Origin of the sequence: Actinoallomurus purpureus, assembly GCF_024055795.1 — a bacterium.
GTDB lineage: Bacteria > Actinomycetota > Actinomycetes > Streptosporangiales > Streptosporangiaceae > Actinoallomurus > Actinoallomurus purpureus.
In genome coordinates this window covers 172,194-196,012 of record NZ_JAMXMY010000006.1, presented here as the reverse complement: position 1 = coordinate 196,012, position 23,819 = coordinate 172,194, and the positions used below count along the sequence as shown (strand labels likewise).

26 protein-coding genes are annotated in these 23,819 nt (G+C 70.7%); 11 read left to right on the top strand and 15 right to left on the bottom strand.

Going from position 1 to position 23,819, the window contains the following annotated elements; genetic code table 11:
* Positions 1–43: 43 nt before the first annotated feature.
* From NE236_RS14015 to NE236_RS14005, 3 genes are all read right to left on the bottom strand, one after another.
* Complete coding sequence (locus NE236_RS14015) at positions 44–373, bottom strand: helix-turn-helix domain-containing protein (RefSeq protein WP_252842380.1); 330 nt, start codon at positions 371–373, stop codon at positions 44–46.
* The gene (locus NE236_RS14010) at positions 373–756 is read right to left on the bottom strand and encodes a type II toxin-antitoxin system RelE/ParE family toxin (RefSeq protein ID WP_252842379.1); all 384 of its coding nucleotides are present in this window, start codon (positions 754–756) and stop codon (positions 373–375) included. Before NE236_RS14010 ends, NE236_RS14015 begins: the two co-directional genes overlap by 1 nt.
* A 130-nt stretch (positions 757–886) precedes the next feature.
* Positions 887–1,867, bottom strand: coding sequence for a TerC/Alx family metal homeostasis membrane protein (locus NE236_RS14005; protein ID WP_252842378.1), 981 nt, complete (start codon positions 1,865–1,867; stop codon positions 887–889).
* 690 nt (positions 1,868–2,557) lie between these two features.
* Between NE236_RS14005 and NE236_RS14000 the strand changes: the two genes are divergently transcribed.
* Positions 2,558–2,758: a transposase family protein gene (locus tag NE236_RS14000; protein ID WP_252842377.1), complete on the top strand. Its 201-nt coding sequence runs from the start codon at positions 2,558–2,560 to the stop codon at positions 2,756–2,758.
* Between the two features lie 119 nt (positions 2,759–2,877).
* On the opposite strand, the gene NE236_RS13995 is transcribed toward NE236_RS14000, so the two are convergent.
* Positions 2,878–3,033, bottom strand: coding sequence for a DUF397 domain-containing protein (locus NE236_RS13995; RefSeq protein WP_252842376.1), 156 nt, complete (start codon positions 3,031–3,033; stop codon positions 2,878–2,880).
* Positions 3,024–3,824, bottom strand: coding sequence for a helix-turn-helix domain-containing protein (locus NE236_RS13990; RefSeq protein ID WP_289850354.1), 801 nt, complete (start codon positions 3,822–3,824; stop codon positions 3,024–3,026). Before NE236_RS13990 ends, NE236_RS13995 begins: the two co-directional genes overlap by 10 nt.
* A gap of 139 nt (positions 3,825–3,963) precedes the next feature.
* Here NE236_RS13990 and NE236_RS13985 point away from each other — a divergent pair, with 139 nt between their 5' ends.
* A complete protein-coding gene (locus NE236_RS13985) occupies positions 3,964–4,347 on the top strand; it encodes an ATP-binding protein (RefSeq protein ID WP_252842375.1) in 384 nt (127 codons plus the stop codon).
* A gap of 73 nt (positions 4,348–4,420) precedes the next feature.
* On the opposite strand, the gene NE236_RS13980 is transcribed toward NE236_RS13985, so the two are convergent.
* The 3 genes from NE236_RS13980 to NE236_RS13970 all read right to left on the bottom strand — a co-directional run bounded on the left by NE236_RS13980 (position 4,421) and on the right by NE236_RS13970 (position 7,919).
* Entirely contained in the window at positions 4,421–6,187 is a 1,767-nt protein-coding gene (locus NE236_RS13980; RefSeq protein ID WP_252842374.1) for a serine hydrolase domain-containing protein, read from the bottom strand.
* Between the two features lie 37 nt (positions 6,188–6,224).
* Positions 6,225–7,484 carry an exo-beta-N-acetylmuramidase NamZ family protein gene (locus NE236_RS13975; protein ID WP_252842373.1) on the bottom strand — a complete coding sequence of 420 codons (1,260 nt, stop codon included), beginning with the start codon at positions 7,482–7,484 and terminating at the stop codon, positions 6,225–6,227.
* A gap of 294 nt (positions 7,485–7,778) precedes the next feature.
* Positions 7,779–7,919, bottom strand: a complete 141-nt coding sequence (locus NE236_RS13970; protein ID WP_252842372.1) for a hypothetical protein — start codon at positions 7,917–7,919, stop codon at positions 7,779–7,781.
* A 195-nt stretch (positions 7,920–8,114) separates the two neighbouring features.
* On the opposite strand from NE236_RS13970, the gene NE236_RS13965 reads away from it, so the two are divergent.
* Positions 8,115–8,678 carry a hypothetical protein gene (locus NE236_RS13965; RefSeq protein WP_252842371.1) on the top strand — a complete coding sequence of 188 codons (564 nt, stop codon included), beginning with the start codon at positions 8,115–8,117 and terminating at the stop codon, positions 8,676–8,678.
* Positions 8,679–8,751: 73 nt separating this feature from the next.
* Positions 8,752–9,357 (top strand): copper resistance CopC family protein, encoded by a 606-nt coding sequence (locus NE236_RS13960; protein WP_252842370.1) that lies wholly within the window; start codon positions 8,752–8,754, stop codon positions 9,355–9,357.
* A gap of 48 nt (positions 9,358–9,405) precedes the next feature.
* Here NE236_RS13960 and NE236_RS13955 read toward each other — a convergent pair whose 3' ends face one another.
* Positions 9,406–9,810 (bottom strand): hypothetical protein, encoded by a 405-nt coding sequence (locus NE236_RS13955; protein WP_252842369.1) that lies wholly within the window; start codon positions 9,808–9,810, stop codon positions 9,406–9,408.
* 246 nt (positions 9,811–10,056) lie between these two features.
* Here NE236_RS13955 and NE236_RS13950 point away from each other — a divergent pair, with 246 nt between their 5' ends.
* The gene (locus NE236_RS13950) at positions 10,057–11,727 is read left to right on the top strand and encodes a substrate-binding domain-containing protein (RefSeq protein WP_252842368.1); all 1,671 of its coding nucleotides are present in this window, start codon (positions 10,057–10,059) and stop codon (positions 11,725–11,727) included.
* Between the two features lie 40 nt (positions 11,728–11,767).
* Here NE236_RS13950 and NE236_RS13945 read toward each other — a convergent pair whose 3' ends face one another.
* Entirely contained in the window at positions 11,768–12,913 is a 1,146-nt protein-coding gene (locus NE236_RS13945) for a globin domain-containing protein (RefSeq protein ID WP_252842367.1), read from the bottom strand.
* Positions 12,910–13,608, bottom strand: a complete 699-nt coding sequence (locus NE236_RS13940; RefSeq protein WP_252842366.1) for a pyridoxamine 5'-phosphate oxidase family protein — start codon at positions 13,606–13,608, stop codon at positions 12,910–12,912. Before NE236_RS13940 ends, NE236_RS13945 begins: the two co-directional genes overlap by 4 nt.
* A 351-nt stretch (positions 13,609–13,959) precedes the next feature.
* On the opposite strand from NE236_RS13940, the gene NE236_RS13935 reads away from it, so the two are divergent.
* Positions 13,960–14,658: a histidine phosphatase family protein gene (locus tag NE236_RS13935; protein ID WP_252842365.1), complete on the top strand. Its 699-nt coding sequence runs from the start codon at positions 13,960–13,962 to the stop codon at positions 14,656–14,658.
* Positions 14,659–14,683: 25 nt separating this feature from the next.
* Here the strand turns inward: NE236_RS13935 and NE236_RS13930 are convergent, their stop codons facing one another.
* A complete protein-coding gene (locus NE236_RS13930; protein ID WP_308209093.1) occupies positions 14,684–15,061 on the bottom strand; it encodes a phage holin family protein in 378 nt (125 codons plus the stop codon).
* Positions 15,062–15,091: 30 nt separating this feature from the next.
* Here NE236_RS13930 and NE236_RS13925 point away from each other — a divergent pair, with 30 nt between their 5' ends.
* Entirely contained in the window at positions 15,092–15,682 is a 591-nt protein-coding gene (locus NE236_RS13925; protein WP_252842364.1) for a GNAT family N-acetyltransferase, read from the top strand.
* A 45-nt stretch (positions 15,683–15,727) separates the two neighbouring features.
* Here the strand turns inward: NE236_RS13925 and NE236_RS13920 are convergent, their stop codons facing one another.
* A complete protein-coding gene (locus tag NE236_RS13920; protein WP_252842363.1) occupies positions 15,728–16,972 on the bottom strand; it encodes an MFS transporter in 1,245 nt (414 codons plus the stop codon).
* A gap of 64 nt (positions 16,973–17,036) precedes the next feature.
* On the opposite strand from NE236_RS13920, the gene NE236_RS13915 reads away from it, so the two are divergent.
* Positions 17,037–18,227 carry an ROK family protein gene (locus NE236_RS13915; RefSeq protein WP_252842362.1) on the top strand — a complete coding sequence of 397 codons (1,191 nt, stop codon included), beginning with the start codon at positions 17,037–17,039 and terminating at the stop codon, positions 18,225–18,227.
* Positions 18,228–18,445: 218 nt separating this feature from the next.
* Here NE236_RS13915 and NE236_RS13910 read toward each other — a convergent pair whose 3' ends face one another.
* The gene (locus NE236_RS13910; protein WP_252842361.1) at positions 18,446–19,108 is read right to left on the bottom strand and encodes an HAD family hydrolase; all 663 of its coding nucleotides are present in this window, start codon (positions 19,106–19,108) and stop codon (positions 18,446–18,448) included.
* Positions 19,105–20,445, bottom strand: coding sequence for a sensor histidine kinase (locus NE236_RS13905; protein ID WP_252842360.1), 1,341 nt, complete (start codon positions 20,443–20,445; stop codon positions 19,105–19,107). Before NE236_RS13905 ends, NE236_RS13910 begins: the two co-directional genes overlap by 4 nt.
* Positions 20,446–21,050: 605 nt before the next feature.
* Here NE236_RS13905 and NE236_RS13900 point away from each other — a divergent pair.
* The 3 genes from NE236_RS13900 (at position 21,051) to NE236_RS44475 (ending at position 23,793) form a co-directional block, all read left to right on the top strand.
* A complete protein-coding gene (locus NE236_RS13900; protein ID WP_252807152.1) occupies positions 21,051–21,200 on the top strand; it encodes a hypothetical protein in 150 nt (49 codons plus the stop codon).
* A gap of 166 nt (positions 21,201–21,366) precedes the next feature.
* On the top strand, positions 21,367–22,518 hold the full coding sequence (locus NE236_RS13895) for a CaiB/BaiF CoA transferase family protein (protein ID WP_289850351.1): 1,152 nt from the start codon (positions 21,367–21,369) through the stop codon (positions 22,516–22,518).
* A 120-nt stretch (positions 22,519–22,638) separates the two neighbouring features.
* Positions 22,639–23,793: a cytochrome P450 gene (locus NE236_RS44475; RefSeq protein WP_252842359.1), complete on the top strand. Its 1,155-nt coding sequence runs from the start codon at positions 22,639–22,641 to the stop codon at positions 23,791–23,793.
* Positions 23,794–23,819: the final 26 nt, after the last annotated feature.

Genomic DNA, 23,819 nt, shown 5'->3' with positions numbered 1-23,819 from the left:
CGGCCGTGACCGCCAGGGGTCACTGATTGAGTCGGGACGTCGGTCAGCTTGCCTTCAGCTGTTCACTACTCACCGTGTAAGCATGATCGCCAAAATCGGCCGTCAGCTTCAGGGTGCCTCCCAGCGCGGCCACGTATCGGGCGACGACGTCGACGGTGAAGACCTCACCCCGTTCGATCTGGCTGACACGGCCCTTGCTGACGCCCATGATCTGCGCGACATCGGCCTGGGTCAGCCCGCGTTCTCTGCGAATCTCCCCGAGTTGATGAGCATCCACCCGCGCCATCAGCGCCCGGTGTCGGCGCTCGGCCTCCTCGGGACCGCCGACTCGCTCGACATAGGCATCGCGATCCCACTTCTGATAACTCGGCATCACAACTCCTCCGCTCGCTCCTTGAGGTAGATGTCGTAGCGCTCCTCTGCCAAGGGGATCGCCTGCCGATACCACCGCCGCCAGTTTCCGGACTTGTCTCCCGCCACGAGCAAGATCGCTGATCGCCATGGGTCGAACACGAACAAGATCCTAATTTCGCTACGGCCCGCCGAGCCCGGCCGTAGCTCCTTGAGGTTCTTGATCGTCGATCCGGCGATGCTTCCCACCAGCGGGCGCTTCAGCGCCGGACCCGAGCGGCTTAACGCGTAGATGGCATCTTCGATCAAATCGAACGTAACAGGGTCTTCGGTACGGATGCCCTCCAACCAGTTGCGAACCTCATTGACGAGGTAAATGTCCCAGTCGCTTGTGCGCTCCTCCACAACCAGGGAGTATAGGCAATCCTATACCCGACCGTGGGGAACTCAAGCTCTGAGGCCGATCGGGGACGCACATGTCAGCGTCTGCCAGGGGACGGCTCAGGCCCCGCCCATGCCCCTATACCGGTTCTGCTCACTCCTCGGCGGCGCTCAGCCGGGCCGGCGCGCGCCGCCGGGCGTACAGGCTGGTCGCCGTCACGGTCAGGAGCGTCATGACGATGACGGCCAGCGACAGCGGCGTGGGGACCTCCGGCACCGACGGCCAAGGGCCGTGCGCCCAGTGCAGCACGAGCTTGACGCCGATGAACGCGAGGATCACGGCGAGGCCGTACGCCAGGTGGACGAGCTTGCTCAGCGTGCTCTGCAGCACGAAGTACAGCGCGCGCAGCCCGAACAGGGAGAAGGCGTTGGCCGTGAACACGAGGTACGGGTCCTGGGTGATGCCGTACACGGCGGGGATGGAGTCGACGGCGAACACCACGTCGGCGCTGAACACCGCCACCACGACGAGTGCGAACGGGGTCAGCGCCCGTCGGCCGCCCTGCCGGGCGAGCATCCTCGGTCCCCGGTAGTCGTCGGTCACCGGCATGACGCGGCGCAGCAGACGCACGGAACGCAGCGATGAGACATCGACGTCGTGGTCCGTGCCCTTGACCGCGTCCTTGAGGATCTTGATGGCGGTGACGAGGAGGATCGCGCCGAAGAGCAGGAACGCCCAGTCGACCGCCTGCAGCGCCGCCGCCCCGATCGCGATGAAGATCGCGCGGAGCACCAGGGCGCCCGCGATGCCGTAGAGCAGGACCCGCTGGGAGAGCGCGGTGGGCACGGCGAACGCCGCCAGCAGCAACATGAAGACGAACAGGTTGTCCACCGACAGCGACTTCTCGACCAGGTAGCCGGTGAAGTACTCGGTGCCGGTCGACGCCCCGAACCACTTCCAAACGAAGACGCCGAACAGGATCGGCAGCGCCACGTAGAAGCCCGACCACGTCAGCGACTCGCGCAACGAAGGCGTGTGCGGGCGGCGCGTCAGGACCAGGTCGATCGCGAACAGGGCGAGCACACCCGCGATGGTGATCGTCCACAGCAGTGGTGAGGCGATCGATTGGGACATGGAAAACTCCCGGAACGTTGAAGCGTCCGAGGTCTCCTTCACCCGCCGTCGCGGAGCGGGCCGCCGCCCGGGGACCCCATGGGGGGTCCGTATTGGCCGGGTGGGCGCTGGGAAGTACTCCCCTCGCCCACCACCATAGCCAATCGAGCCAGCTCGGAACCGTGGCCGAGCGTCAGATCGGTCACACCGCGCGGTTTCAGTTCGCGCTGCGGATCCAGCCGGCGGGCTGGAAGCGGGCGGCGTCGACCCGCGCCGCGAATGCGCGTATGCCGGCGAGTTCCTCGCCGATCGGCGGGCAGCCCGACGAGGCTCAGCGCGACTACTTAGCGTGGCCAGTAGGCAGCCGGTCCGCCGTAGGAGCTGTCGCGGTTGCCGGGTGCTCGCCGAGATCCGGTCGGGTAGCGGTTCGCCGCGCCGAGTGGGGGACGCCCGCCGGGGGTGCCGGTCACCATCGACGCCGCGCACACCCGCGCCGGCACCGCCCGTTATCGCCCTGGCCTCGTGTGATAAATGCCCATGTAATGGGCGCCGACGGCACGTCACCGCCTCAGCCGCCGTCCACTGAGACGACAATTTTCTCGTCTGAGTAGACGCCGTGGAAACACACGGGTCCCCCGGGACGATTTCGAGGCTGATTCCCCATCAGACTGGTGAAACGAAGATGACCTTCTCTCTGTGATCACGGGGTCGGTGGCTGCTGACCTGCCGCAATCGTTGCCGGCGCTGTTGGGCGTGCGCTGGCATCCGGTGCGCCGGCGGCGAGTGGCGCCGAGTGCGGGAACACTGCGGCGGGCGCTGATCGCGCTGGATGCCGATGCGCTGGACCGGGCGGTGGGGGCATGGCTACGCGAGCACGCCGGCTGTGACGAGGCCGCCGGGCGATCGCGCTGAACGGCAAGGACCTGCACGGGTCCTGGGGCGCCGACGGGCGACTGGTGCTGTTCTCTGCGATGACGCACCGCCAAAGCGGCCGGGGCGGTGGGGGGGCGGCCGAGCCGATTACGGTCGCCTCAGCTTGCCGCAGAGGTCTCCGCGAGCACGGAGCCGCCAGCAACCGCGCTGTCACGGACCGCCGCCACGCCGAGGAGAGCGGCAACCTCGACGCACTCGCCGCCGTTGTTCAAGCTTCGCGCCGTCTTACGCCACTCCACACCACTTAGGTCCATCGCTCTTCGGCCACCTTCCTGATGAGGTCCCGTGACATGTGCCCTGGAAGCGTTCTGTTTCGGAGATCGACCAGAACACGCGAAAGCGTTGCGAGGTCCGCAGGGTCATCCGTTGCGAGTCCTCGTATAACCGTCTCCACATAGGCTACCCGGCTCATATCGGCCATCGTCGCGACGACGAAGCTGCTGCCGTTCCCGGAGTGTTCGCCGCTGCCGGCCACGACCTGCACCGTCACGTTCGGGCGCTCACTCAGTGAGAGCAGGTGGTGCAGTTGGTCACGCATAGTTTCGGCCGTGCCGACCGGCCGGTACAGAGACTGCTCGTCGACCAACAGCGCCACGGTAGGAGCATTCTCCTTGTCGAAGAGCTTCTGGCGTTCCAAACGCGCGTCCACAGCCTTCTCATTACCGTTGAGGATCGCCGTCGCGTAGGCCGCCGACTGCGCCAGCCCGGCCATCACCGATAGCTGATAGCACGTCAGCTCAATAGCGTCTGCCTCTATCTGCGGCCAGTCGAACCAGATCGGTACCGGGTGGCCGTCTTCGTTCAAGTCCTCCCACAGGCTGATCAGCGCCCCACCCGCTTCGAGCATTTCATCGACGACTCCCACAAAAGATCGGGTGGCGCGCTTCTTCCCGGCCTCGATCTTGCTCACCTGGGGAGCACTCACCCTCGTCAAGCGAGCGATGGCCTCCTGCTTGAGACCTTTCGCCTCACGCCTTCGGCGCATCTGACGGCCGAAGGCGACGAGTGCGGGCGACTGACGGTAACCCTGACGGCGGGGCGGCATGGCACCTGCCTCTCGGTGGAACCTTCCGATTTCAGCCAGCGACTTGCCACTACCTGCCACGTCTGAGTGGCAGACACATCATAGGCCGGAATGCGACTTCATGTGATTGGCACATCACCATCAGTCATGGAGGGGTCGCATGATGGAGGCGGCGCAAGTCGAGATCGTCGTGAAGCGGTGCCCGGAGGCCGTGGCGGAGGTTCGCAGGTTCGTCCGCCTCGCACTGGACGACTGGGACATGGACGACTACGTGGCATGCCTGGTGGCGAGCGAGCTCGTCACCAACACCGTCCGCTATGCCTCAGGAGACGAGGTCACCGTACGTCTTGCCCGCACCGACGACGGTGCGCTGTGGCTGGAGGTGGAGGACGCCGCCGGCACCATGCCACGCGTACAAGAGGCGGAGCCGGCCGACGAGTCGGGTCGGGGGTTGTTCGTCGTGGAGCAGCTCAGCCGACGCTGGGGCGTCCGTCCCCTCGCCGGCAACGTCGGCAAGGTCGTCTTCGCGGTGCTGGAGTCGTGAGGTCTCTCGACGCTACAGACCCCGGAAGGCGCCGACCGCGCCGGCCGGACCTCCGGCGCGGTCGGCAGAAACTTCAGTCGGAGCTGCGGATCCAGCCGGCGGGCTGGAAGCGGGCGGCGTCGGCGGGGCGTTCGCCGTCGAAGACCAGGCGCCCGGCGGTGTCCCGCGCCCGTACGCCGTCGACGTACACGCCCCGCCCCTCGTACGCCGCGTCGGTCGTGTAGCGCCAGCGCACCGAGGTGGTCCCCGCCGGCAGTGTCGCGGTGGCCGTGGCCCAGCTCCGCCCGGCGAAGCCGGAGAACGCCCCGGCGACGGTCCACGCGGTGCGCCCGGCGCGCAGGGACAGCGGCGCGGGCGTCCAGGTCTTCCCGTCCGGTGACGTCTCGAGCACGCCCGTGTCGGTCTCCTCGGTGTCGTACCAGAGGTCGAAGGACAGCCGGGCGGCACTCGTGGGCATCGGCGCGGTCAGGGTCGCGGTCGTGCCGTCCGCCATCTGGGAGAACCAGGCGTCGCGGCCCTCGGCGGGCCGTACGGGGACCGCCCGGGCCACGTCATGGGCGACGGTGCGCCGCGCGGGGTTGATGCTGCCCCAGTTGCGGCTGGGGTGCACCCGGTTGGTCAGCAGGATCACGAAAGACCGGGAGATCGGGTCGATCACGAGGCTGGTGCCGGTGTAGCCGGTGTGCCCGATGGTGACCGGGGAGGTCATCGCGTCCTCGTACCAGCGCAGGCCGAGCTCGAAGCCGAGCCCGTGGGCGTTGCCGGGGAACGCCGTGTTGAAGTCGGTGAACAGCAGCCGGACGGACGTGTCGTCCAGGACGCGGGCGTGGCCGTACCGGCCGCCGTCGAGGATCATCTGGGCGAAGATCGCGATGTCGTGGGCGGTGGAGAACACCCCGGCGTGTCCGGCGACCCCGCCGAGCGCGTAGGAGTTCTCGTCGTGGACCTGGCCCCAGACGAGGCCACGGTCCAGCGCCGCGTACGGCTTGTGCTCGTACTCCGTGGCGGCGATCCGCGGCCGCTCCGCCGCAGGCGGGTTGTAGCCGGTGTCGCGCATGCCGAGCGGCCGGGTGATGCCGTCCCTGACGAGGGCGTCCAGGGTCCTCCCGGTCACCTTCTCCAGCACGAACTGCATGGTGATCATGTTGAGGTCGGAGTAGATGTAGGCGGTGCCGGGCCTGGCCTGCGGCGTGTCCGCGAACAGCGCCGCCTCCTGTGCCGTCCGGCCCGTGTAGTTGTAGAAGGGCAGGTCCGGTCGCAGGCCGCTCGTGTGGGTGAGCAGTTCGCGGATCGTGATCGCGTCCTTGCCGTTCTGGCCGAAGCCGGGGAGGTACGACGCGACGGTGGCGTTCAGGTCGATGCGGCCGCGCTCGATCTGCTGGATCGCCGCGACGGTCGTGAACAGCTTCGACATGGACGCCAGGTCGAAGATCGTGTCCTTGCGCATCAGTATCCACTGGTCACGCGGCAGTTCGGTGGGCTTGTCGTCGGCGTACCGCAGCGCGTACCCCATCGCGTCCTGAGCGGCGACGACGCCGTTCCGGGCGGCGAGGACGACGGCGCCCGGGTAGAGCGGGTACGTCGGTGAGGGGTTCATGTAGCCGGCCGCGTCCTCGGCGATCGCCGCGACCGCGTCGGGCAGCAGCCCGGCCCGCTGCGGGGAGCCGTACCGGAGCGTCCGGCCGGGGGTGAAGCGCAGGTCGGCGGCGGTGACGGTCGGCGGCCCGGCGGCGCTCGTCCGCGCGGGGGCCGACGCCCCCTTCACCGGGTCGGCGTGGGCCGCCGCAGCCGGTGCGCACAGGCCCGCGAGGGCAAGGAAGATCGGCAGGGCACGGCGCATCGTCTCTCCTGGGGGCGCGGCGGGGGGTGGAGGGTCGTCAGCGGTACAGCAGGTAGCGAGCCCGCCGGGCGCGGAACCGCGCGAGATCGTCCTGCCATCCGGCGACGACCTGGTCGACCTTCGCGCCGCCGTCGATGGCGGTGCGGACCTGGTCGGAGCCGGTGAGCTTGTCGATCCAGTACGGGGCCTTGCTCTCCCGCCAGGCGAAGTCCTTCGGGTAGAGCCTCCGGGCGCTGATGATCATGGCGAGGGCCGTGCGGATCGGGTCGTAGCGCCGGCGGTCGGTGACGACCAGCTGCACGCCGCCGCAGTTCTGGTTCTGCCACTTGGAGAAGGTGGGCACGAAGTACGCCTCGCGGAACCGCACGCCGGGCAGGCCCAGGCCGTTCAGGTCGTCGACCCAGTGCCAGTCGACGTACGGCGCGCCGACCATCTGGAACGGAAGGGTCGTGCCGCGTCCCTCCGAGAGGTTCACCGCCTCGAACAGGCCCATGCCCGGATAGGCGACCGCCGTGTCGACCGTCGGCATGTTCGGGGAGGGCGGCACCCACGGCAGGCCCGTCTCCTCGTACGTCATGCCGCGGCGCCACCCGCGCATCCCCGCGACCTCCGGCTTCGCCTTCCCGCTCAGGAACTCCCCGTCGAAGAGGCGGGCGAGCTCACCGACGGTCATGCCGTGCTGCTGGGCGATCGGCTCACGCCCCACGCCCGAGGCGTACTCGGGGTGGAGGACGGGGCCGGTCGCCTCCAGGCCGCCGAGGGGGTTCGGCCGGTCCAGCACGACGAAGCGCTTGCCCGCCAGGATGGCCGCGCGCATGCAGTCGTACATCGTCCAGACATAGGTGTAGAAGCGCGCGCCGGCATCCTGGATGTCGAAGACCACCGTGTCGACGCCGGCCTTGGTGAAGTCGTCCGCGATCTGCTGGGGGGTCTTGGCGTAGGCGTCGTAGACGGGGATCCCGGTGCGCGGGTCCTTGTAGGAGCCCTCAGACCCGCCGGCCTGCGCCGAGCCGCGGAACCCGTGCTCGGGGCCGAAGACCGCGACGAGGTTCAGGCCGGACGCGCCGTGCATGACGTCGACCTCGTGGCTCAGGTCGCGGATCACCGCGGTCGGGTTGGCCACGACACCGATCTTCTGGCCGCGCAACTCACGGTAGCCACCGGCCCGCAGCACCTCGAACCCCGTGCGCACCCCTCCGCCGGGCGAGGCCTGCGCGGCCCGGGGATTTAGTGAGGCGAACGGGACGGCCGCTCCGGCGACCGCGATTCCGCGAAGCATTCCGCGTCGTGTCGTCATCGGTGGATCTCCCTCGGCTCGGCCACGCCGGGCCGGTGGTCGGAGACGAGTGTCCGGCTCGGTGCGTCCCATAGCAGCCTAAACACTCATCGGTGAAAAGAACCAACAGGATGAGTCGGTCGTATGAAAATTAGATACGGATGATCCCGTCGTCAATAGCCACGGCCGAAGCGTCACCGGAGCGGTGCGGTGGGAGGACGGAAGGGCCAGGGCGATGCGGCTTGAGCTCCGATGCCCGCTTGGGGACGAAAAAGGCGCCCCCCAGAGGGGGGCGCCGGTCACGGCCGCTTTCGCTCAGCCGTTGTTCGAACCGCCCTGGGCCTCTCCGCTGGGCTTCTCCGACCCCGTGGTCGTCGTCCCGGCCTGGGCACGCCTCTGCTGGATGAGCTCTTGGCGGGTGGGGAGATTCCGCTTCCAATGCTCGTTGTAAGGCATGTGAGCTCCTCTTCGTTGCCGTGTTCGTCGCCGTGCTCTATTGGCACGCTCGATGACTACGGTCCGACCAAGGTGGCGAAGCGCCATGGCGGCCCGGTAGGGAGCATGGTTACGTCCACCACCCCGCAGGCCCGGCGGAGGGCCGTTGGGCCCCTTTGGGGTACCCCGTACAGGCGGTGGGAGGATGAAGGGGTCATGCCCAACGATCCGGTCCTCCGTCTCGCCCGCGCGGTGGTGTTCGCCGCCGTGTGCGTCGCCTTGGCCGTCGTGGGGCATGTGACGGCCTCCCATGAGGCCGTGCCACCGGCCGCGATCGGGGCCGGGCTGGTGGGGCTGACTATCGTGGCCGTCGTCCTCGCGGGCACCGAGCGGTCCCTGGGCACGATCCTGGCCGGGCTGCTCGGCGGGCAGTTCATGCTGCACGTGCTGTTCACCGCGGCACAGCACGGTCAGCACATGGCCCACCATCCGGCGGCCCTCGCCTCCCCCGGCACCCGGGCGATGACGCTCGCGCACGTGACGGCGGCCGTCGCCTCGGCCTGGTGGCTGCGGCGCGGAGAGCGCGCCGTGTGGCGGCTGGCCAGGAGGGCTGCGGCCGCCGTCATCCGGCCGTTGCGGGCGCTCCTGTCGTCGCCCGTTCCCCTGCCGGCACCGGGCGGGCACGTCCTCGCCGACTCGGTGGGCCGCCCCTCCGAACGCGTCCTCCGTCACGTCCTCACCCGGCGCGGGCCGCCCGCTCCGTTCCCGGCGTTCCGCTGAACGCCTCGCCGCACCGGATCCGCCGGATCCGGTCATCAGCACGCTCAGCGAGCATCACGAACGGAGAACTCCCATGCGCATCCCGGTCCGTGCCGGCCGGAGGCCGGTAAGCCGGCTCGCCGCCGCGATCGCCGCGGTGGCCGTCACCGGCCTTCTCACGGCCGCCCCCGCCGACGCCCACACCACACTGACCGCCGCCGTGCCCGCCAAGGGCTCGAAGGTGCCGTCCCCGGCCCGGATCAAGCTGACCTTCGCCGAGGCGGTGAGGTTCCCCGGCATCGTCGTGCTCGATGCCAAGGGCGGCCACCACGAGTCCGGCAAGGCGCACGCGACGGACGCCACGGTGACCGAGCAGGTCGCAGGTGTCCTCCCGCCGGGCGTCTACACGGTCGGCTGGCGCGTCGTCGCCGACGACGGTCACCCGGTCACCGGCGACTACAAGTTCACGGTCGTGGGCGGGACGTCGCCATCGCCGACCGCCGGTTCTCCGGCGACCGGCTCCTCGACGGCCGGGTCGGCGGCCCCTGCGGCGGCCGTGCCGTCGAGCACCCCGGCCGCGCGGCGGACCACCGACACGTCGAGCGCCGGCTGGTGGTGGGTCGGCCTGGGCGCCGTCATCGTCGCTGCGGTGGCCGGCGTCGGCGTGCTCCTCCGCAGACGCCGCGCCGCGCGGACCTGACCGGCGACGACCACGGACCGGCCCCCGGCGCTGCCGGGGGCCGGCGCCTCAGCCGCGCACGGCGGTGAACTCGGCGCGCCGGCCCGGCTCGCCGGGCGGGCGCCGGACGCCGTTGACGTATATCTGGACCGCTCCGGCGTCGCTCAGCACGACGTTGAGGCGCGCGTCGTCGAACCGTACGGCCTGCCCGTGCACGAGGGTGCGGTTGACCAGGATGTCGCCGCCGGGGACGCCGACGAACACCTGGCACTGGGAACCGGTGACGGTCAGGGCCAGCGTCGCGGTCGTGGTGGCGGCGGTCGTGTGCCGCGCCGGCTCCGGGTCGCGGACGTGCGCCCAGATGGAATAGCCGGCGAAACCCAGGGCGCCGACCAGCACGGCGATCCCGGTGAAGGCGACGATCGTCGCCCCGCGGAGCGACCGCCTGCGCTCAGGCGAGACATGACGGCCCACAGCGAAGAGTGTAGTCAGCCGTTCTTGCCCATGTCAGTCGCCCTATTTGTCAATGTCCGGAAACGGTCGCGGCGATGCGTTTGGCGGGACATCGTTCGACGTCCGGGACGCCGGTGACGCAAGGGATCCATCCCCCTCCCCCCGCCTAGTCGGAATGTCCGGATGCAGGCGTTATTCAGGGGAATTATCTGGATAATCTCCGGACAGGTGACGGGAAACTGTCAATGAACGGGACGGACACCGCCGATGCCTTATCCGCGCCGTGCCACCGGGACCAAGGCACTGGGAACGCTGCTGGTCATGCTGCCGGCGCTCGCCGCCTGCGCGCTCGGCTCCGGCTCGAACGGATGCCACGGCCGGGCGATCACCGTCGCGGTCGCACCGTCGATCGCCCCGGCGATCGAGCAGGCCGCGCGCCGCTACAACGCCGGGAACTCGTGCGCCCGCGTCATGGTGAGCCGCCAGCGGCCCTCCGACGTCGCGGCCGTGCTCTCCGGGCAGGGTTCCAACCCCGGTGTGCCACGCCCCGACGCGTGGATCCCCGACTCGTCCCTCTGGATCCCGATCGCCCGGCGCACCGACGCCGGGGCCGCCGCCGTACGGGCGTCCGGCGCGTCGGTCGCGATGTCACCCCTGGTCCTGGCCGTCCCGCGCGGACGCGCGCCGAGCACCGTCAACTGGCGACTGCTGCTGTCCACGCAACTGCCCGGGACCGGCGGCCCGCCACCCCCCGTGCGCGTACGGTTCCTCGACCCCACCACTGAGGCGACCGGGCTCGGCGCGCTGCTGCTCGCGCAGCACGCCGCCGGCCCCGGCAGGAACGGGCTCTCCTCCTTCGCCGTCACGCTGTACTCCGACCTCGGCACCGCCCTCGCCGACGACCGGGCCGCGTACACGCAGATCGCCAAGGGCGGTGCGCCGCCGACCGCCGTCGTCCTGTCCGAGCAGTCGGTCTGGCGGCACGGACACGCCGGCGACGCCCCGTCCGTGACCGCGCTGTACCCGGACGGCGGCACGCTCGCCCTCGACTTCCCGTACGTCCCCACCACGACCGACCACGGGCGGTCGAGCACGGTCGAGGACTTCCAGGCCACGCTCGCCCAGTCCCAGACCCGTGTCGCGCTACAGGGGCTCGGGCTGCGCACGCCAGACGGCGTGGCCGGGTCGGGCTTCGACGAACGGTACGGCGTCGTCGCCCGTGCCCCGGAGCGGCTCCCCTCACCCGACCCGGTGAACGTCGGCCGGGTCCTGCAGATGTGGCAGCGTACGCTGCTCGGCGCGCGCATGCTGATCCTCCTCGACGTCTCCCCGTCCATGGCCGACCGGGTCCCGCAGACCCAGGACACGCGCATGCAGGCCACCGCCAAGGTCGCGACCGGGGGGATCAGGATCCTCAGCGACAACTCCCAGGTGGCGCTGTGGGAGTTCTCCACCCGGCTGGACGGCGACCGCGACTACCGCCAGATCGTGCCCTTCCGGACCCTCAGCGAGAAGGTCGGCACGGGGACGCAGCGGGACCTGCTCGAACGGTCCTTCGCCGCGGCGGCGCCGGTCCCCCGCAGCAGAACCGGCCTGTACGACTCCGTCCTCGCCGCCTACCGGGAGGCGGTCCGGACCTATCAGCCCGATCACAACAACGTCGTGGTCCTGCTGACCGACGGGATGAACTACGACCCGGGGCGGACCATCTCCCTGCAGACCCTCATGAAGGAGCTGAAACGGACCACCGATCCGATGCGCCCCGTCGCGATCGTCCCCATCGCGTTCGGGCCCGACATCGACCCGGGGCCCCTCCAGCGAATCGCCTCGGCGACCGGCGGGCAGGCGTTCGTGACCCTCGACCCCCGGCAGGTGCAGCAGGTGTTCCTGCAGATGCTCATTCGCCTCACCTGCGGTCAGGCATGTCCCATGTCGTGAGGTGTACGGGTCGGCGGAGACGGTGCGGGCGGATCCGCCGTCAGATCGGGGCGTGCGAGCGAAGCCGGTGCATGATCTGGCCCGCGTCCGGCTCGCTCCGGATACGGTGCGCCGGCAGGCCCAGGTCGGCGAGCCGGTCGAGCGTGGCCAGGACCATCTCAGGGGGCCCACAGACGTACGTCAGGGGCCACGTTTCGACGTGATCTCGCCCGATGACGTCGGCGACCGTCCGTCTCGGAGGGTGGTCGGGGTCGTCCGACACCGCCGTGACCAGGCGGAGCCGACGCTGTGTCGTGGCCAGACGCGTCAGGTCTGCCACGTCGTAGAGGTCATTCTGCCGCCGTGCGCCGTGGATCAACGTGATGTCGGCCGCGTGGCTCGTCCGCAGCGTCTCGTCGATGATCGCCTTGAGCGGGGCGAGCCCGGTCCCCCCGGCGAGGCACAGCAACCTTTCCGGCTGTGGCGAGGGCAGCGTCATCATGCCCCGCGGTGGCCCGAGCATCAGCCGGTCCCCGACGGATGTCTGGCGGACGAGGGTGGTGCTGACCCAGCCGGCCGGAATCAGCCGTACGTGGAAGGTGAGGCGGTTGTCCGGGCGCGGGGCGTTCGCGATCGAGTACGCCCGCCAGATCCGCGGCCAGCGAGCGGTCTGGATCGTGGCGTACTGACCGGCGAGGAAGGGATAGGGCTGCTCCGGCTCCACCGTGATGACAGCGGTCTCGGGTGATCTGTGCTCATGGGCGATGACCCGGGCGTTCCAGTAGGGCGGGGATGAGGTCTCGTCCTTCGCCGCGGCCTGGATCATGATCGTGGAGATCAGATCGTAGGCCACCTGCCACGCGTCGCTGTACTCCGGCCTCCACGCTTCACCGGCGACGGCCCGCATCGAGGCGACCAGGCACCGCCCGACGGCAGGATAGTGCTCCGGCCGCGCGCCGAACTTTCGATGGTCCTTCGCGAGTTCGCCGAGGTACGCGGCCACGCTCTCGGTGTCCTCAAGGTTGAGGACCACATAGGTGAGGGCCTGGAGCAAGCGGTCACGCTGCGCGTCCATCCCCGCCGGGAACAACGCGCGCACCTGCGGATACCGCGAGAAGAGCATGCCGTAGAACTGCGTGGCCACCTTCTCGGAGCTCTCGGAGACGAGCGCCCAGCTCTCGCGCAGGAGGGCGATGTCCACGCTCACGGGCGCGGCTCCCGGGGCGACGCCGGCGTTCGGGTCAGCGGGGACGGGCCCTGGGGCGGTGACGCCTTCGGAGGGTGGCTCTTCCACGTCTCGCCGACGAAGTAGCCGGCCCCAGCGGGACGTACCGACCTGTCGGCGATCCGCGCCCTGCGGTCCTCCTTCTTCAGGAGCGGGATGTTCTTCGCGCAATGGATGTACGCCTCCTCGACGCTCACGACGACCCAGCGCTCGGCGCGACGGCCCGGCGTGGGTTCGTCATCGGACAGCCCGTAGTCCATCGCCGCTGCGGCGGTGATGACCCGGGCCCGTCCGTTGACATGCAGGCCGACGAGGTCATTGAAGAAATCGACCATCAGTACGCCGACGTGCCCGTTATCCACGATGTTGCCGAGGCTCGCCATGACGCCATTGCCGTGGTATTCGGGGTAGGCGATGGTCTCTTCGTCGATGACCTTGATGAAGCCGGGCGGCCCGGCACGAAACGTGCAGTCGCACTCACCCTGGGCGTCGGCTGTCGCGACGAACGCCATCTCCTGGCTGCCGATGAATTCCCGCATACGCGGGTTCAGCCGGTCGCGTACCTGCCTGTCGTAGAAGTCGGCAGCTCGCTGATCGGTACCGAAGAGCTGCTGGAGCAGGTGCTCTCCGTGCGACCCGGGGCGATCCGAGCCGGAGGCGTGTGCCGCCAAGCCCATCACCTCACTCCCTCTCGTCGGCTCCCCTGAGCCGCGCGCGGTTTCAGCGCGGACCAGAGGCGCACGTCCTCACTGGATGGGTCACTGGTGTGGCTGATGTTCCTCCTGAGGACAGCGAAACAGCGGCGAGCCTACCCGACTGATGCATTTTGGTCACCCTTTGGGGCATTAGCACACGATTTGCTCGTCTCATCACTTTTTGAACCGCGATAGCGACAGACGGTGACTCTACCGTCGAGGAACGCGGTCTCAGCGGCGTGCGCCGTCGGCCGGCCGCGCTTGGCCGGATCGAGGAGCAGCCCGACCAGGCATGTCCATGTCATGGAGGTGCACAGGTAAGGTCACTGTGCTGTGGAATCACTCGAGTGGCTGGCGATGGTCCGGCATGGCGAGAGCACCGCGAACGTCGCGTCGGACGAGGCGGCGGCCCGCGGGCTCGACGCCGTCGACATCACCCTGCGCGACGCCGACGTCCCGCTGTCGCAGGTCGGCCGGGAACAGGCGGTCGCGCTCGGCCGCCGGCTGGCCGCGCTGCCCGCGGACGAGCGGCCCACAGCGGTGCTGTCCTCGCCGTACCTCCGGGCGAGCGACACCGCCCGTATCGCGCTGGAGCAGCTGGCCGACCCGCCGCCGATCGTCCTTGACGAGCGGCTGCGCGACCGCGAGATGGGCGCCCTGTACATGCTCACGCTGCGCGGCATCGAGACCCGCCACCCCGAAGAAGTGGAGCGCAAGCGCAGGCTCGGGAAGTTCTACTACCGGCCGCCCGGCGGCGAGTCCTGGGCCGACATGGCGCTGCGGCTGCGGAGCGTCCTGGCCGACATCGACCGGGAGTACCCCCGCGGCCGGATCCTCGTCGTCGCGCACGACGCGATCGTCGTCCTGACGCGGTACATCATCGAGCGCCTGTCCGAGGAAGAGCTGCTCGATGTGGAACGCACCCTGGTCGCGAACGGCTCGCTCACGATCTGGGCCCGCGAGAACGGTGGGCTGCGCCTCGTCACGTTCAACGACACCGACCACCTCAAGGACGCCGACCTGGCCCCCTGAACCGGCCGGCCGAGCCCCTGTGGGATCAGGCCTCGTCGTCGTGGACGAAGAGGTTGAGCAGCCAGCTGATCACGCCGACGACGATCGCGCCCCAGAACGCCGCCCAGAAGCCGGACACGTGGAACGGCAGATCCAGTTTGCCCGCCGCCCAGCTCGCCAGCCACAACAGCAGCCCGTTCACGACGAACGCGAACAGCCCCAGCGTGATGACGTAGAAGAAGCAGCCGAGAGTCTTGACGATCGGCTTCAGGAACCCGTTGATCACGCCGAACACCACCGCGACGACGACCAGCGTGCCGATCTTTCGCGGCGTCGTGGCGGCCGTCACGTCGATACCGTGCACCACCAGCGTGGCCACCCAGAGGGCGACAGCGGTGATAACCACTCGAATCAGGATCTTCACATCCTGATCGTCGCACGAAACACTCAGCGCATGGCCACCGTTCGGACCGTGACCGAGACCGACGTCGACGAGCTGTCCGAAGTGCTGGGCCGGGCGTTCGCCGACGACCCGGTCTGGCAGTGGATGTTCCCGCGGCACCCGGAACGGATGGCGCGGCTGTTCGTGACGCTGCTCCGCCACGCGCACCTGCCGAACGGCGCCACCGAACTGGCCGGGCAGGGCGAGACCGTCCAGGCCGGCGCGCTGTGGGACCCGCCCGGCCGATGGAAGATCCCGGTCACCGCCCAGCTGCGCCAGGCCCCCACCCTCCTGCGCATCCTGGGCACCCGGACGCTCCCCGTGCTGCGCGGCCTCGGCGAGCTGGAGAAGTCCCACCCGACGGAGCCGCACTGGTACCTCGCGGTCCTCGGCACGGACCCGTCGGCACAGGGCCGGGGGCTCGGCTCGGCCCTGCTGATGTCCCGGCTGTCGCGCTGCGACGCCGAACGGCTGCCCGCCTACCTCGAGTCGTCCAAGGACAGCAACGTCCCCTACTACGAACGCTTCGGCTTCCGGGTCACCGGCGAGCTCCGCATGCCCGGCGGCCCGCCCGTCTGGCCCATGTGGCGCGACCCCGCCTGACCGGAGGCCGGCCGGCGGACGGTCGATCGGGTGGATCGTCGGTGGTCACGAGGCGTTCTCGAGGGCGGTGGTCTCGGGGGCGGGCGTGTGACGGGCGGTGAGGGCCGCGATGGATCGAGGACCGGCCACGGCGACGAAGGCGGCGAGGACGCAGGGAAGGGCCAGTGCGGTCCGTAGAGAGGTCGCCTCGGCCAGGTGGCCGATGATCGCCGGACCGGCCAGTAGCCCGCCGTAGCCGAAGCTGGTCATCAGCGCGATGGTCCGTCCGGCCGTCTCCGGATCCGCGCCCGCCGAACTGAACGCCACCGGCACGACCGTCGCCAGGCCGACGCCGACGAGGGCCCACCCCGTCCACGCGCACACCATCGCCGCGCCGCCGACGGAGGGGGCCAGCAGCACGAGGGCGTAGCCGGCGGCGGCCAGGGCACCCGCCAGACGCAGGGTCCGGCCGCCTCCGAGCCGGCCGCGCAGCCTGTCGCCGAGGAGGCGCACGGTGGTCATCGCCACCGAGAAGACCGTGAACGACAGGGGCGCCAGGTCGGCCGTCGCACCCAGCACCCGGCGGGCGTGCATCGCCGCCCAGTCCATGGCTCCGCCCTCGCAGATCGCACCGGCGAGCATCACCGTGCCCAGGAGCAGGATCGCCCCCTGGACGCGACCGCGCCTCGGAGCGGCCGGCTCCGAAGACACTGCCGGCTCCGAAGACACTGCCACCGACCTTCGCCCCACGCGGCCGGGAAGGAGGAGACGGGCGGGGAGCAGGAACAGCACCGTCATGGTGATCGCCGTTCCCACCAGCAGCGCCTGGACGCTGAGACCGCCGCGCAGTGCGGCCGACGTCACCAGGCCGCCCGCCGCGCCGCCGAGGCTCCACATGCCGTGGAACGCCGACATGATCGGCCGGTCGTAACGGACCTCGACCTCGACGGCGTGGGCGTTCATGCCGACCTCGAGCAGCCCGAAGCCGAGGCCGAAGATGACCGCGCCGACGAGGAGCGCGGGATAGGAGCCCGCGAGGGCCGGTGCGAGCAGGAGCGACGCGTGCAGCGGCCCGGCCGCCCAGGTGAGCCGGCGGCTCGACCAGCGGTCGGACATCCGGCCCGCGGCCTGCATGGACACGAGCGCCGACAGGGAGATCAGGAGGAGCACGGTGCCGGTCCGCCCGGCGCTCAGGTCGAGCCGGTCCGCGAGGGCGGGCAGGCTCGCCGCCCAGGTGCCGATGGTCATGCCGCACAGCCCGAAATAGCAGAAGACACCGACGCGGGCGCGCCTGGCCACGGGATCGGTCACGGATCCTCCTAATTTGCTCTTGCCGAGAACATAATGGATGACCGAGGGCTGCCACAATCGACGGGTGCGTGCGGTGACCGGAGCGACGACCAGCGGCGAACTCCGCCTGCACAACCTGCTGCGCCTGCTGCGGGCCGCGCACGACCGCGCGGGCGAGGCCACTCGCTCGGAGCTCACCCGCGACCTCGGACTCGCCCGCGGAACCGCCGCCGTCCTGGTCGGCGACCTGACCGACGCCCACCTGGCGCGGGAACGACCCTCGCCCCAACGGGGGCGCGGCCGCCCCACCGCGATCCTCGGCCCCCACCCCGAAGGCCCGCTGGCCCTGGCCGTCGACCTGCGGGAGGACGGCTGGACGATCGCCACCGCAGAGATCGGCGGCGGGCTGACGGTGCGCGAGGAACGGCCGCATGCCGCGTATCCGCCGGAGGCCGTGCTGAGCGACCTGGCGGCCGCGATCGACCGGCATCTCGCCGCACTCGGCTCCCGGGCCGTCGGCGTCGGCGTCGCGATACCCGGCCCGATCCGCGACGGCCGCATCGTCGACATCCCGCACCTCTCGTGGCGCGACGTTCCGGCGACGGAGATCCTGCGGGCCGGCGCGCTACCGTTCTCGCTCGGCAACGACGCCACGCTCGCCGGGCTGGCCGAGGCGCGACGCGGCGCGCTGCGCGGTGTCTCCGTCGGCCTGCACCTGCACGTCGACTTCGACCTGGGCGGCGCGCTGCTGGCCGACGGGAATCCGTTGCACGGCGCGCGCGGCACCGCCGGGGAGTTCGGCCATATGCCGCTGGGCGGATCCACCCTGAGCTGCGACTGCGGCACCGTCGGCTGCTGGGCGCTCCAGGTCGGCGCGAGCGCCCTGCTGCGGGCGACGGGGACCCCGGTCGAGCCGGGGCACGGCCGGGCGGACGCGTTGCGCGTGCTGGCCCAGGCCGCCGACGGCGACGCCCGGGCCACGGCCGCGCTCCATGAGGTCGCCCGCGACTTCGGTGCCGGAACCGCCGCCCTCGCCAACGCCCTCGACCCGGAGCGGGTGACCGTGTCCGGGCTGGGCGTGCGGATCCACGACCAGGCGACGGACACGTTCACGACCGCCTACCGGGACGGCCTGATGGCCTTCCGCCGTGAGCAGCCGCCGCCGGTCCTGTCCGCCGCCCTGGGGGCGGACGCGATCCTCGTCGGAGCCTCGGAACTGGCCTTTGACACCTTCCTGACCCCGGCGGGCCTGGCCGCCTGGCAGCCGCCCCACTGAGCCGTCGGCCACCCGACCCGCTCAGCGTCCAGAAGTCTCGGGCAACACCCTCCGCAGGAGCGCATATCCGTACGGAAGGCGCGCGCTCGAGGCCCTTCACCGAACATTCCGCCCGCTCGCACAGCACCCTCCGCAAGGGCGCGCCTCACCCAGGCCGTACGCCGGCGAGCACCTTCACCGAGCATTCCGTTCGCCGCGCCACGGCGACCGCGGAGGCGTCAGGTGCCGGTGTTCATGGCGGCTGCGACGCGTTCGATGGTGAGGTCCTCGAGGTCGCCGGCGACGTACGAGGCGAGGGCGAGCGCGTCCGGAGCCGGTGGGTAGCGCGGATGGGGGACGGCGATCACGCGCATCCCGGCGGCGTGCGCGGACCGCAGGCCGTTGCTGGAGTCCTCCACGGCGGAGCAGCCGGCCGGGTCCACTCCGAGCCGCTCAGCGGCGAGGAGGTACCCGTCGGGCTCGGGCTTGCCACGGGCGACCTCCTCGGTCGAGACGGTCGCCTGAAACGACTCCGCGAGTCCCGTCCGGCCGAGGACGACGTCGATGAGCACGCGCGGCGAGGAGCTGGCCAGTCCGAGGGGCCAGCGGGACGCCAGGCGGCGTACGGCGTCCACCGCGCCCGGCATCAGTGGGACGCCGACCTCGTAGCGGCGGGCCATCTGCTCGACGACGCCCCGCGCGACCTCGTCGGCCGGCAGCCGGACGCCCAGCTCGCCGCTCAGGTACGCGGCCCACTCGGACGTGCTCATGCCCATCAGCCGTTGCTGGGTGTCGGGCTGCCACTGCCCGCCGTGGGCGGCCACGAACGCCCGCCGTACCTCTTCCCACACCGGCTCGGAGTCGACGAGGACCCCGTCGAGATCGAAGACCACAGCGTTCATGCCGATAACTCTGACATCAGGGGAAGAGTGAGCACGAAGCAGGCACCCTTGTCGCTGTCGGTGAGGGTGAGCGTGCCACCGTGCGCATTGGCGATCTCCCGGGAGATCGCCAGGCCGAGACCGCTGCCGCCGGGGTCGCGCTGCCGGGCGTCGGGCAGCCGGGTGAACCGCTCGAAGATCCGCTCCCGGTCGGCGGGCGGGATCTGCTTGCCGTCGTTGAACACCTCGACGGCGGCCTCGCCGTCCCCCCGCCGTACGGTCACGGTGACCTCAGACTCGGCATGCCGGGCGGCGTTGTCGAGGAGGTTGGTGAGCACCCGGCTGATGTCCAGGCGGTTCGCCCGGGCCAGCACCCCCGGCTCGGCGATCACCTTGGCGGTGATCCGCCGGGGCACGCGGCGTACCTCACGCTCGGCCAGGTCGCCGAGGTCGACGGGGCCGTTCCGGCTCGGCAGGCCCGCGTCGCGGCGCGCCAGCGCGAGCAGCTCGGTCACGATGTTCTGCAACCGGTCGGTGTTCTTCAGGGTCCTGGCGAGCGCCTCCCGCAGGTCGGTGCCCTCGGGATCGAGCAGCGCGATCTCCAGTTCGGCGCGCAGCCCGGCGATCGGGCTGCGCAGATCGTGGGAGACGTCGGAGACCAGACGGCGCTGCTGCTCCACGGCCGCCTCCAGCCGGTCGAGGGTCGCGTTGACGGCCATCGCCAGCCAGTAGAACTCGTCGCGGCGGGGCGGCAGCGAGACCCGGCGCCGCAGATCCGCCACGTTGATCGCGTCGAGCTCGTCGCGCAGCGCCTCGACCGGCCGCAACCGGCGCCCTGCGGCCCACCACCGCCAGACGCCGCCCGCCCCGATGCTGACGGGGATGCCCAGCGCCAGCAGGACGGCCAGGCCCGGACGCGGGAACAGACCCGGCTCCGGCGCGATCGAGTGGATCGTGAGGGCCTGCCCCGGACCGGTCACCCGCTGGGAGACCACCACGAGGCAGTGACGCGGGTCGACGCACACGCGCTGCTCGATGCGCCGTCCATCGGCGGGCCGCCGGGCCCGCAACGCGGGCAGACCGGACACGCTCCGGGTGGACGCGACGACCTGCCCCTGGTCGTTCTGCACCTGGACCAGCTGATGGCCGCCCGTGATGACGGGGTTGGTGAGCCGCCCGGCTCCGGCGAGCGCGGCGATCTGCCGGCTGGTGAACGTCAGCTCCGAGGAGAGCTGGTTGGCCACCCGATACTGGATCAGGGCGAGAAGCCCGATGTAGGCCAGCACAGAGAGGATCCCCGTCACCGTCATCGCAATGACGGTGGCGCGCTGCCGGATCGTCTGGTCTCTGTGTCGCACTGGCTGTCCCCCGTGGCCACGGCGCCCCCTGAGCCATGCCACAGCACCGGACAACTACCCAACGAGGGGCTCCCTATGCATTCCGTCACCTCTGGGTGTACATCACCGCACCGGTGACTCGGCCGCCAGGCGACGCGGACGGCGGTCTCCCCCGGGTCGCGGATGCGGCAGCCGGAAACTGCTGAGCCCCCCGTGGCGGTCGCACCCGGGCGACCCGAGAAGTGCAGCGGCGGTCGGGACGGCGACGCGACGAGAGAATCGTCTGCTCACCGCGGCCGGGCCGAGCGGGATCCTCCCCGGTCCCCCGCGCCGACGACGCGGCTGAGGGTGAGGCTCGGCACCGCCATGCCCGGTAGGTCCGATTCGGCGAATGGAACGCGGCAAAAGGTCCCGGCTTCCGGTCGTCCTGACGCACGCATGTGTGTCAGAGTTGACACGCGACAGAACGCAGGGAAGCGGTGATACTCAACTGGAGGAGACGTACGGCCGCGAGGGCGGTCGCCCACAGGGGCGGCCCGGCCGGTGGAAAAACCGACAACGAATGACTGCCGTCCGCGCCACAGATGGGCGACAATAGCGGCGTTCGATGGGAGGCGGGAGCGCCAATGAAGAAGTACCTGACCTGGGCACTTATAGCCTTTGTCATCTTCTACCTGCTGAATTCCCCCAATGGCGCAGCCCACGTCGTGCACAACGCACTCGGTGGGCTGGTGTCGGCGGGTAACTCCTTGTCGAGGTTCGTCAACGCACTGTGACCCCCCGTTGGCGCGAGGCCCCCTCTCGCGCCAAGCCCTACGTCCCCGTTGGTTCTCATCGCCGTCGAGGTCCGGGCTTCTTTTCATGCCCGGACCCGGAGGTCACCGCGCGGCTCGCTAGAACGGAGTTCTAGAGTGAGCCGCAGGGCCGACCTGAGAGGTGATCATGGGACCACTGCAGGGTGTTCGCGTCATCGAGATCGCGAGCCTTGCACCTGCGCCGTTCGGCTGCATGGTGCTCTCCGATCTTGGTGCCGACGTGCTCCGCGTCGACCGTCCGTCCAGCGTGGCCGGCGCGGCGACGCTCGTCGGCGGCGAGGCGACCGCCGATCCGCTCAGCCGCGGTCGCCGTTCCATCGGCCTGAACCTCAAGGATCCGGCCGGCGTCGACCTGCTCCTGCGTCTCATCGCGTCGGCCGACGTCCTCGTCGAGGGGTTCCGCCCCGGCGTCGCCGAACGCCTCGGCTTCGGCCCCGGCACCTGCCTCGAACGCAACCCGGGCCTGGTGTACGGCCGGATGACCGGCTGGGGGCAGGAAGGCCCCATGGCCTCGATGGCCGGCCATGACATCAACTACATCGCCGTCGCGGGCGCGCTCGACCCGATCGGCCACGCCGGTGAGCGGCCGGTCCCGCCGCTCAACCTCATCGGCGACTTCGGCGGCGGCGGCATGCTCCTCGCGCTCGGCATCCTCGCCGCGCTGTACGAGCGTTCGCGGTCCGGCCGGGGACAGGTCGTCGACGCCGCCATGGTCGACGGCGCCTCCCTGCTGACCTCGTTCATCCACGGCATGCGCGGCCAGGGACTCTGGCGCGACGAGCGAGGCACGAACCTCCTCGACGGCGGAGCGCCGTTCTATGACACCTACGAGACGGCCGACGGCCGGTACATGAGCGTCGGCGCCCTCGAACCGCAGTTCTACGCCGCCCTGCTGCGCGGCCTCGGCCTCGAGGGTGAGGACCTGCCCGCCCAGCTCGACCGGGAACGCTGGCCCGAGCTCCGGGCCCGCTTCACCGAGCTCTTCAAGCAGCGCACCCGCGAGGAGTGGACCGAGATATTCGACGGCACCGACGCGTGCGTCGCACCGGTGCTCGGACTCGGCGAGGCCCCGGCCCACCCGCACAACCGGGCCCGCGACGGCTTCCACGAGATCGGCGGGCTGACCCAGCCGGCCCCGGCTCCGCGCTTCAGCCGCACCGAGGCGGAGACGCCGCGCCCGCCCGTACGGCCGGGCGAGCACACCGACACCGCCCTCGCCGAGATCGGCCTCACCGAAGAGGAGATCGCCGCCCTCCGCGCGAGCGGCGCCGTCGCCTGATCACCGTCCCGCCCCGTTCACGCGCCGGCGCTTTGGCCTATCGCTTGCTTGGGTCCCTGGCTAATCTGATCACAGGTCCGGCGATCCGGGGCCGAGCGGCCCCGGTGAAGGAGGGACGGCGTGGAGATCGATCTGCTGGACGGGGAGATGTACGCCGGCGACCCGTCGGAGGTCTACCGGTGGCTGCGGCGGGAGGCGCCCGTCCACCACGACGAGGCGAACGGCCTGTGGGGCGTGTCCCGGCACGCCGACATCCGCGCCATCGAGCGCGATTCGGGGCTGTGGACCAACTCCGGCGGATACCGCCCGCAGATCGCCGCCGATCCCTCGATGATCGGCACCGACGATCCGGAGCACGCCCGGCGGCGCCGCCTCGTGTACCAGCGGTTCACGCCGCGCGGCGTCACCCGCTACGCGGACCGGATCCGGGCGACGGCGATCGAGCTGATCGAGACCGCCCTCTGGGAGGGCACGGTCGACGCGGTGCCCGCCCTGGCCGCACCGCTGCCCGCCCGGATGATCGGCTGGCTGCTCGGCTTTCCCGAGGATGCCTGGCCGAAGCTCGTCCACTGGTCGGCGACCGCGGTGGTCGCGGGCGGCGGGCGGCGTTACGTCACCGACGAGGCGGCCGTCGCGGCCGGCGAGTACGGCGAGGTCGTGGTCGGCATGGCGCAGGACCGGCGCTCGTGCCCGGCCGACGACCTGCTGTCGGTGTGGTGCGCCTCCGACGAGTACGACGACGATCGCCTGGCGCACGAGGCCCTGCTGCTGCTCATCGGCGGCGCGGAGACGACCCGTACGGTCATCGCCACGGCGATCGACGCGTTGATCCGTCACCCCGCGCAGTGGGAGCTGCTGCGTCGGCGGCCCGCCCTGCTGCCCGACGCGATCGAGGAGTTCATCCGCTGGACGACGCCGGTCCTCAACATGTGCCGGGTCTCCTCGCGGGAGGCGACGGTGGCGGGCGTGACCGTTCCGGCGGGCTCGCAGGTGCTGCTCATGTACGGGTCCGCGAACCGGGACGAGACGGTGTTCGAAGGCCCGGACGTGCTCGACGTGACCCGCGACCCCGGCGGCCACATCGCGTTCGGCCTGGGCTCCCACTTCTGTCTCGGCGCCGCCCTGGCGCGCCTGGAGCTGCGGATCTTCTTCGAGGAGTTCCTGGCGCGGGTCGCCTCGGCGGCCTGGGCCGACGCGCGAGGGCCGCGCATCCTCCCCAACGCCTTCGTCCGCGGCGTGACGGAGTTCCCGGTCGTCCTGACCGCCGCCGGCTGACCGGCACGACGAAGGGCCTGCGGGCC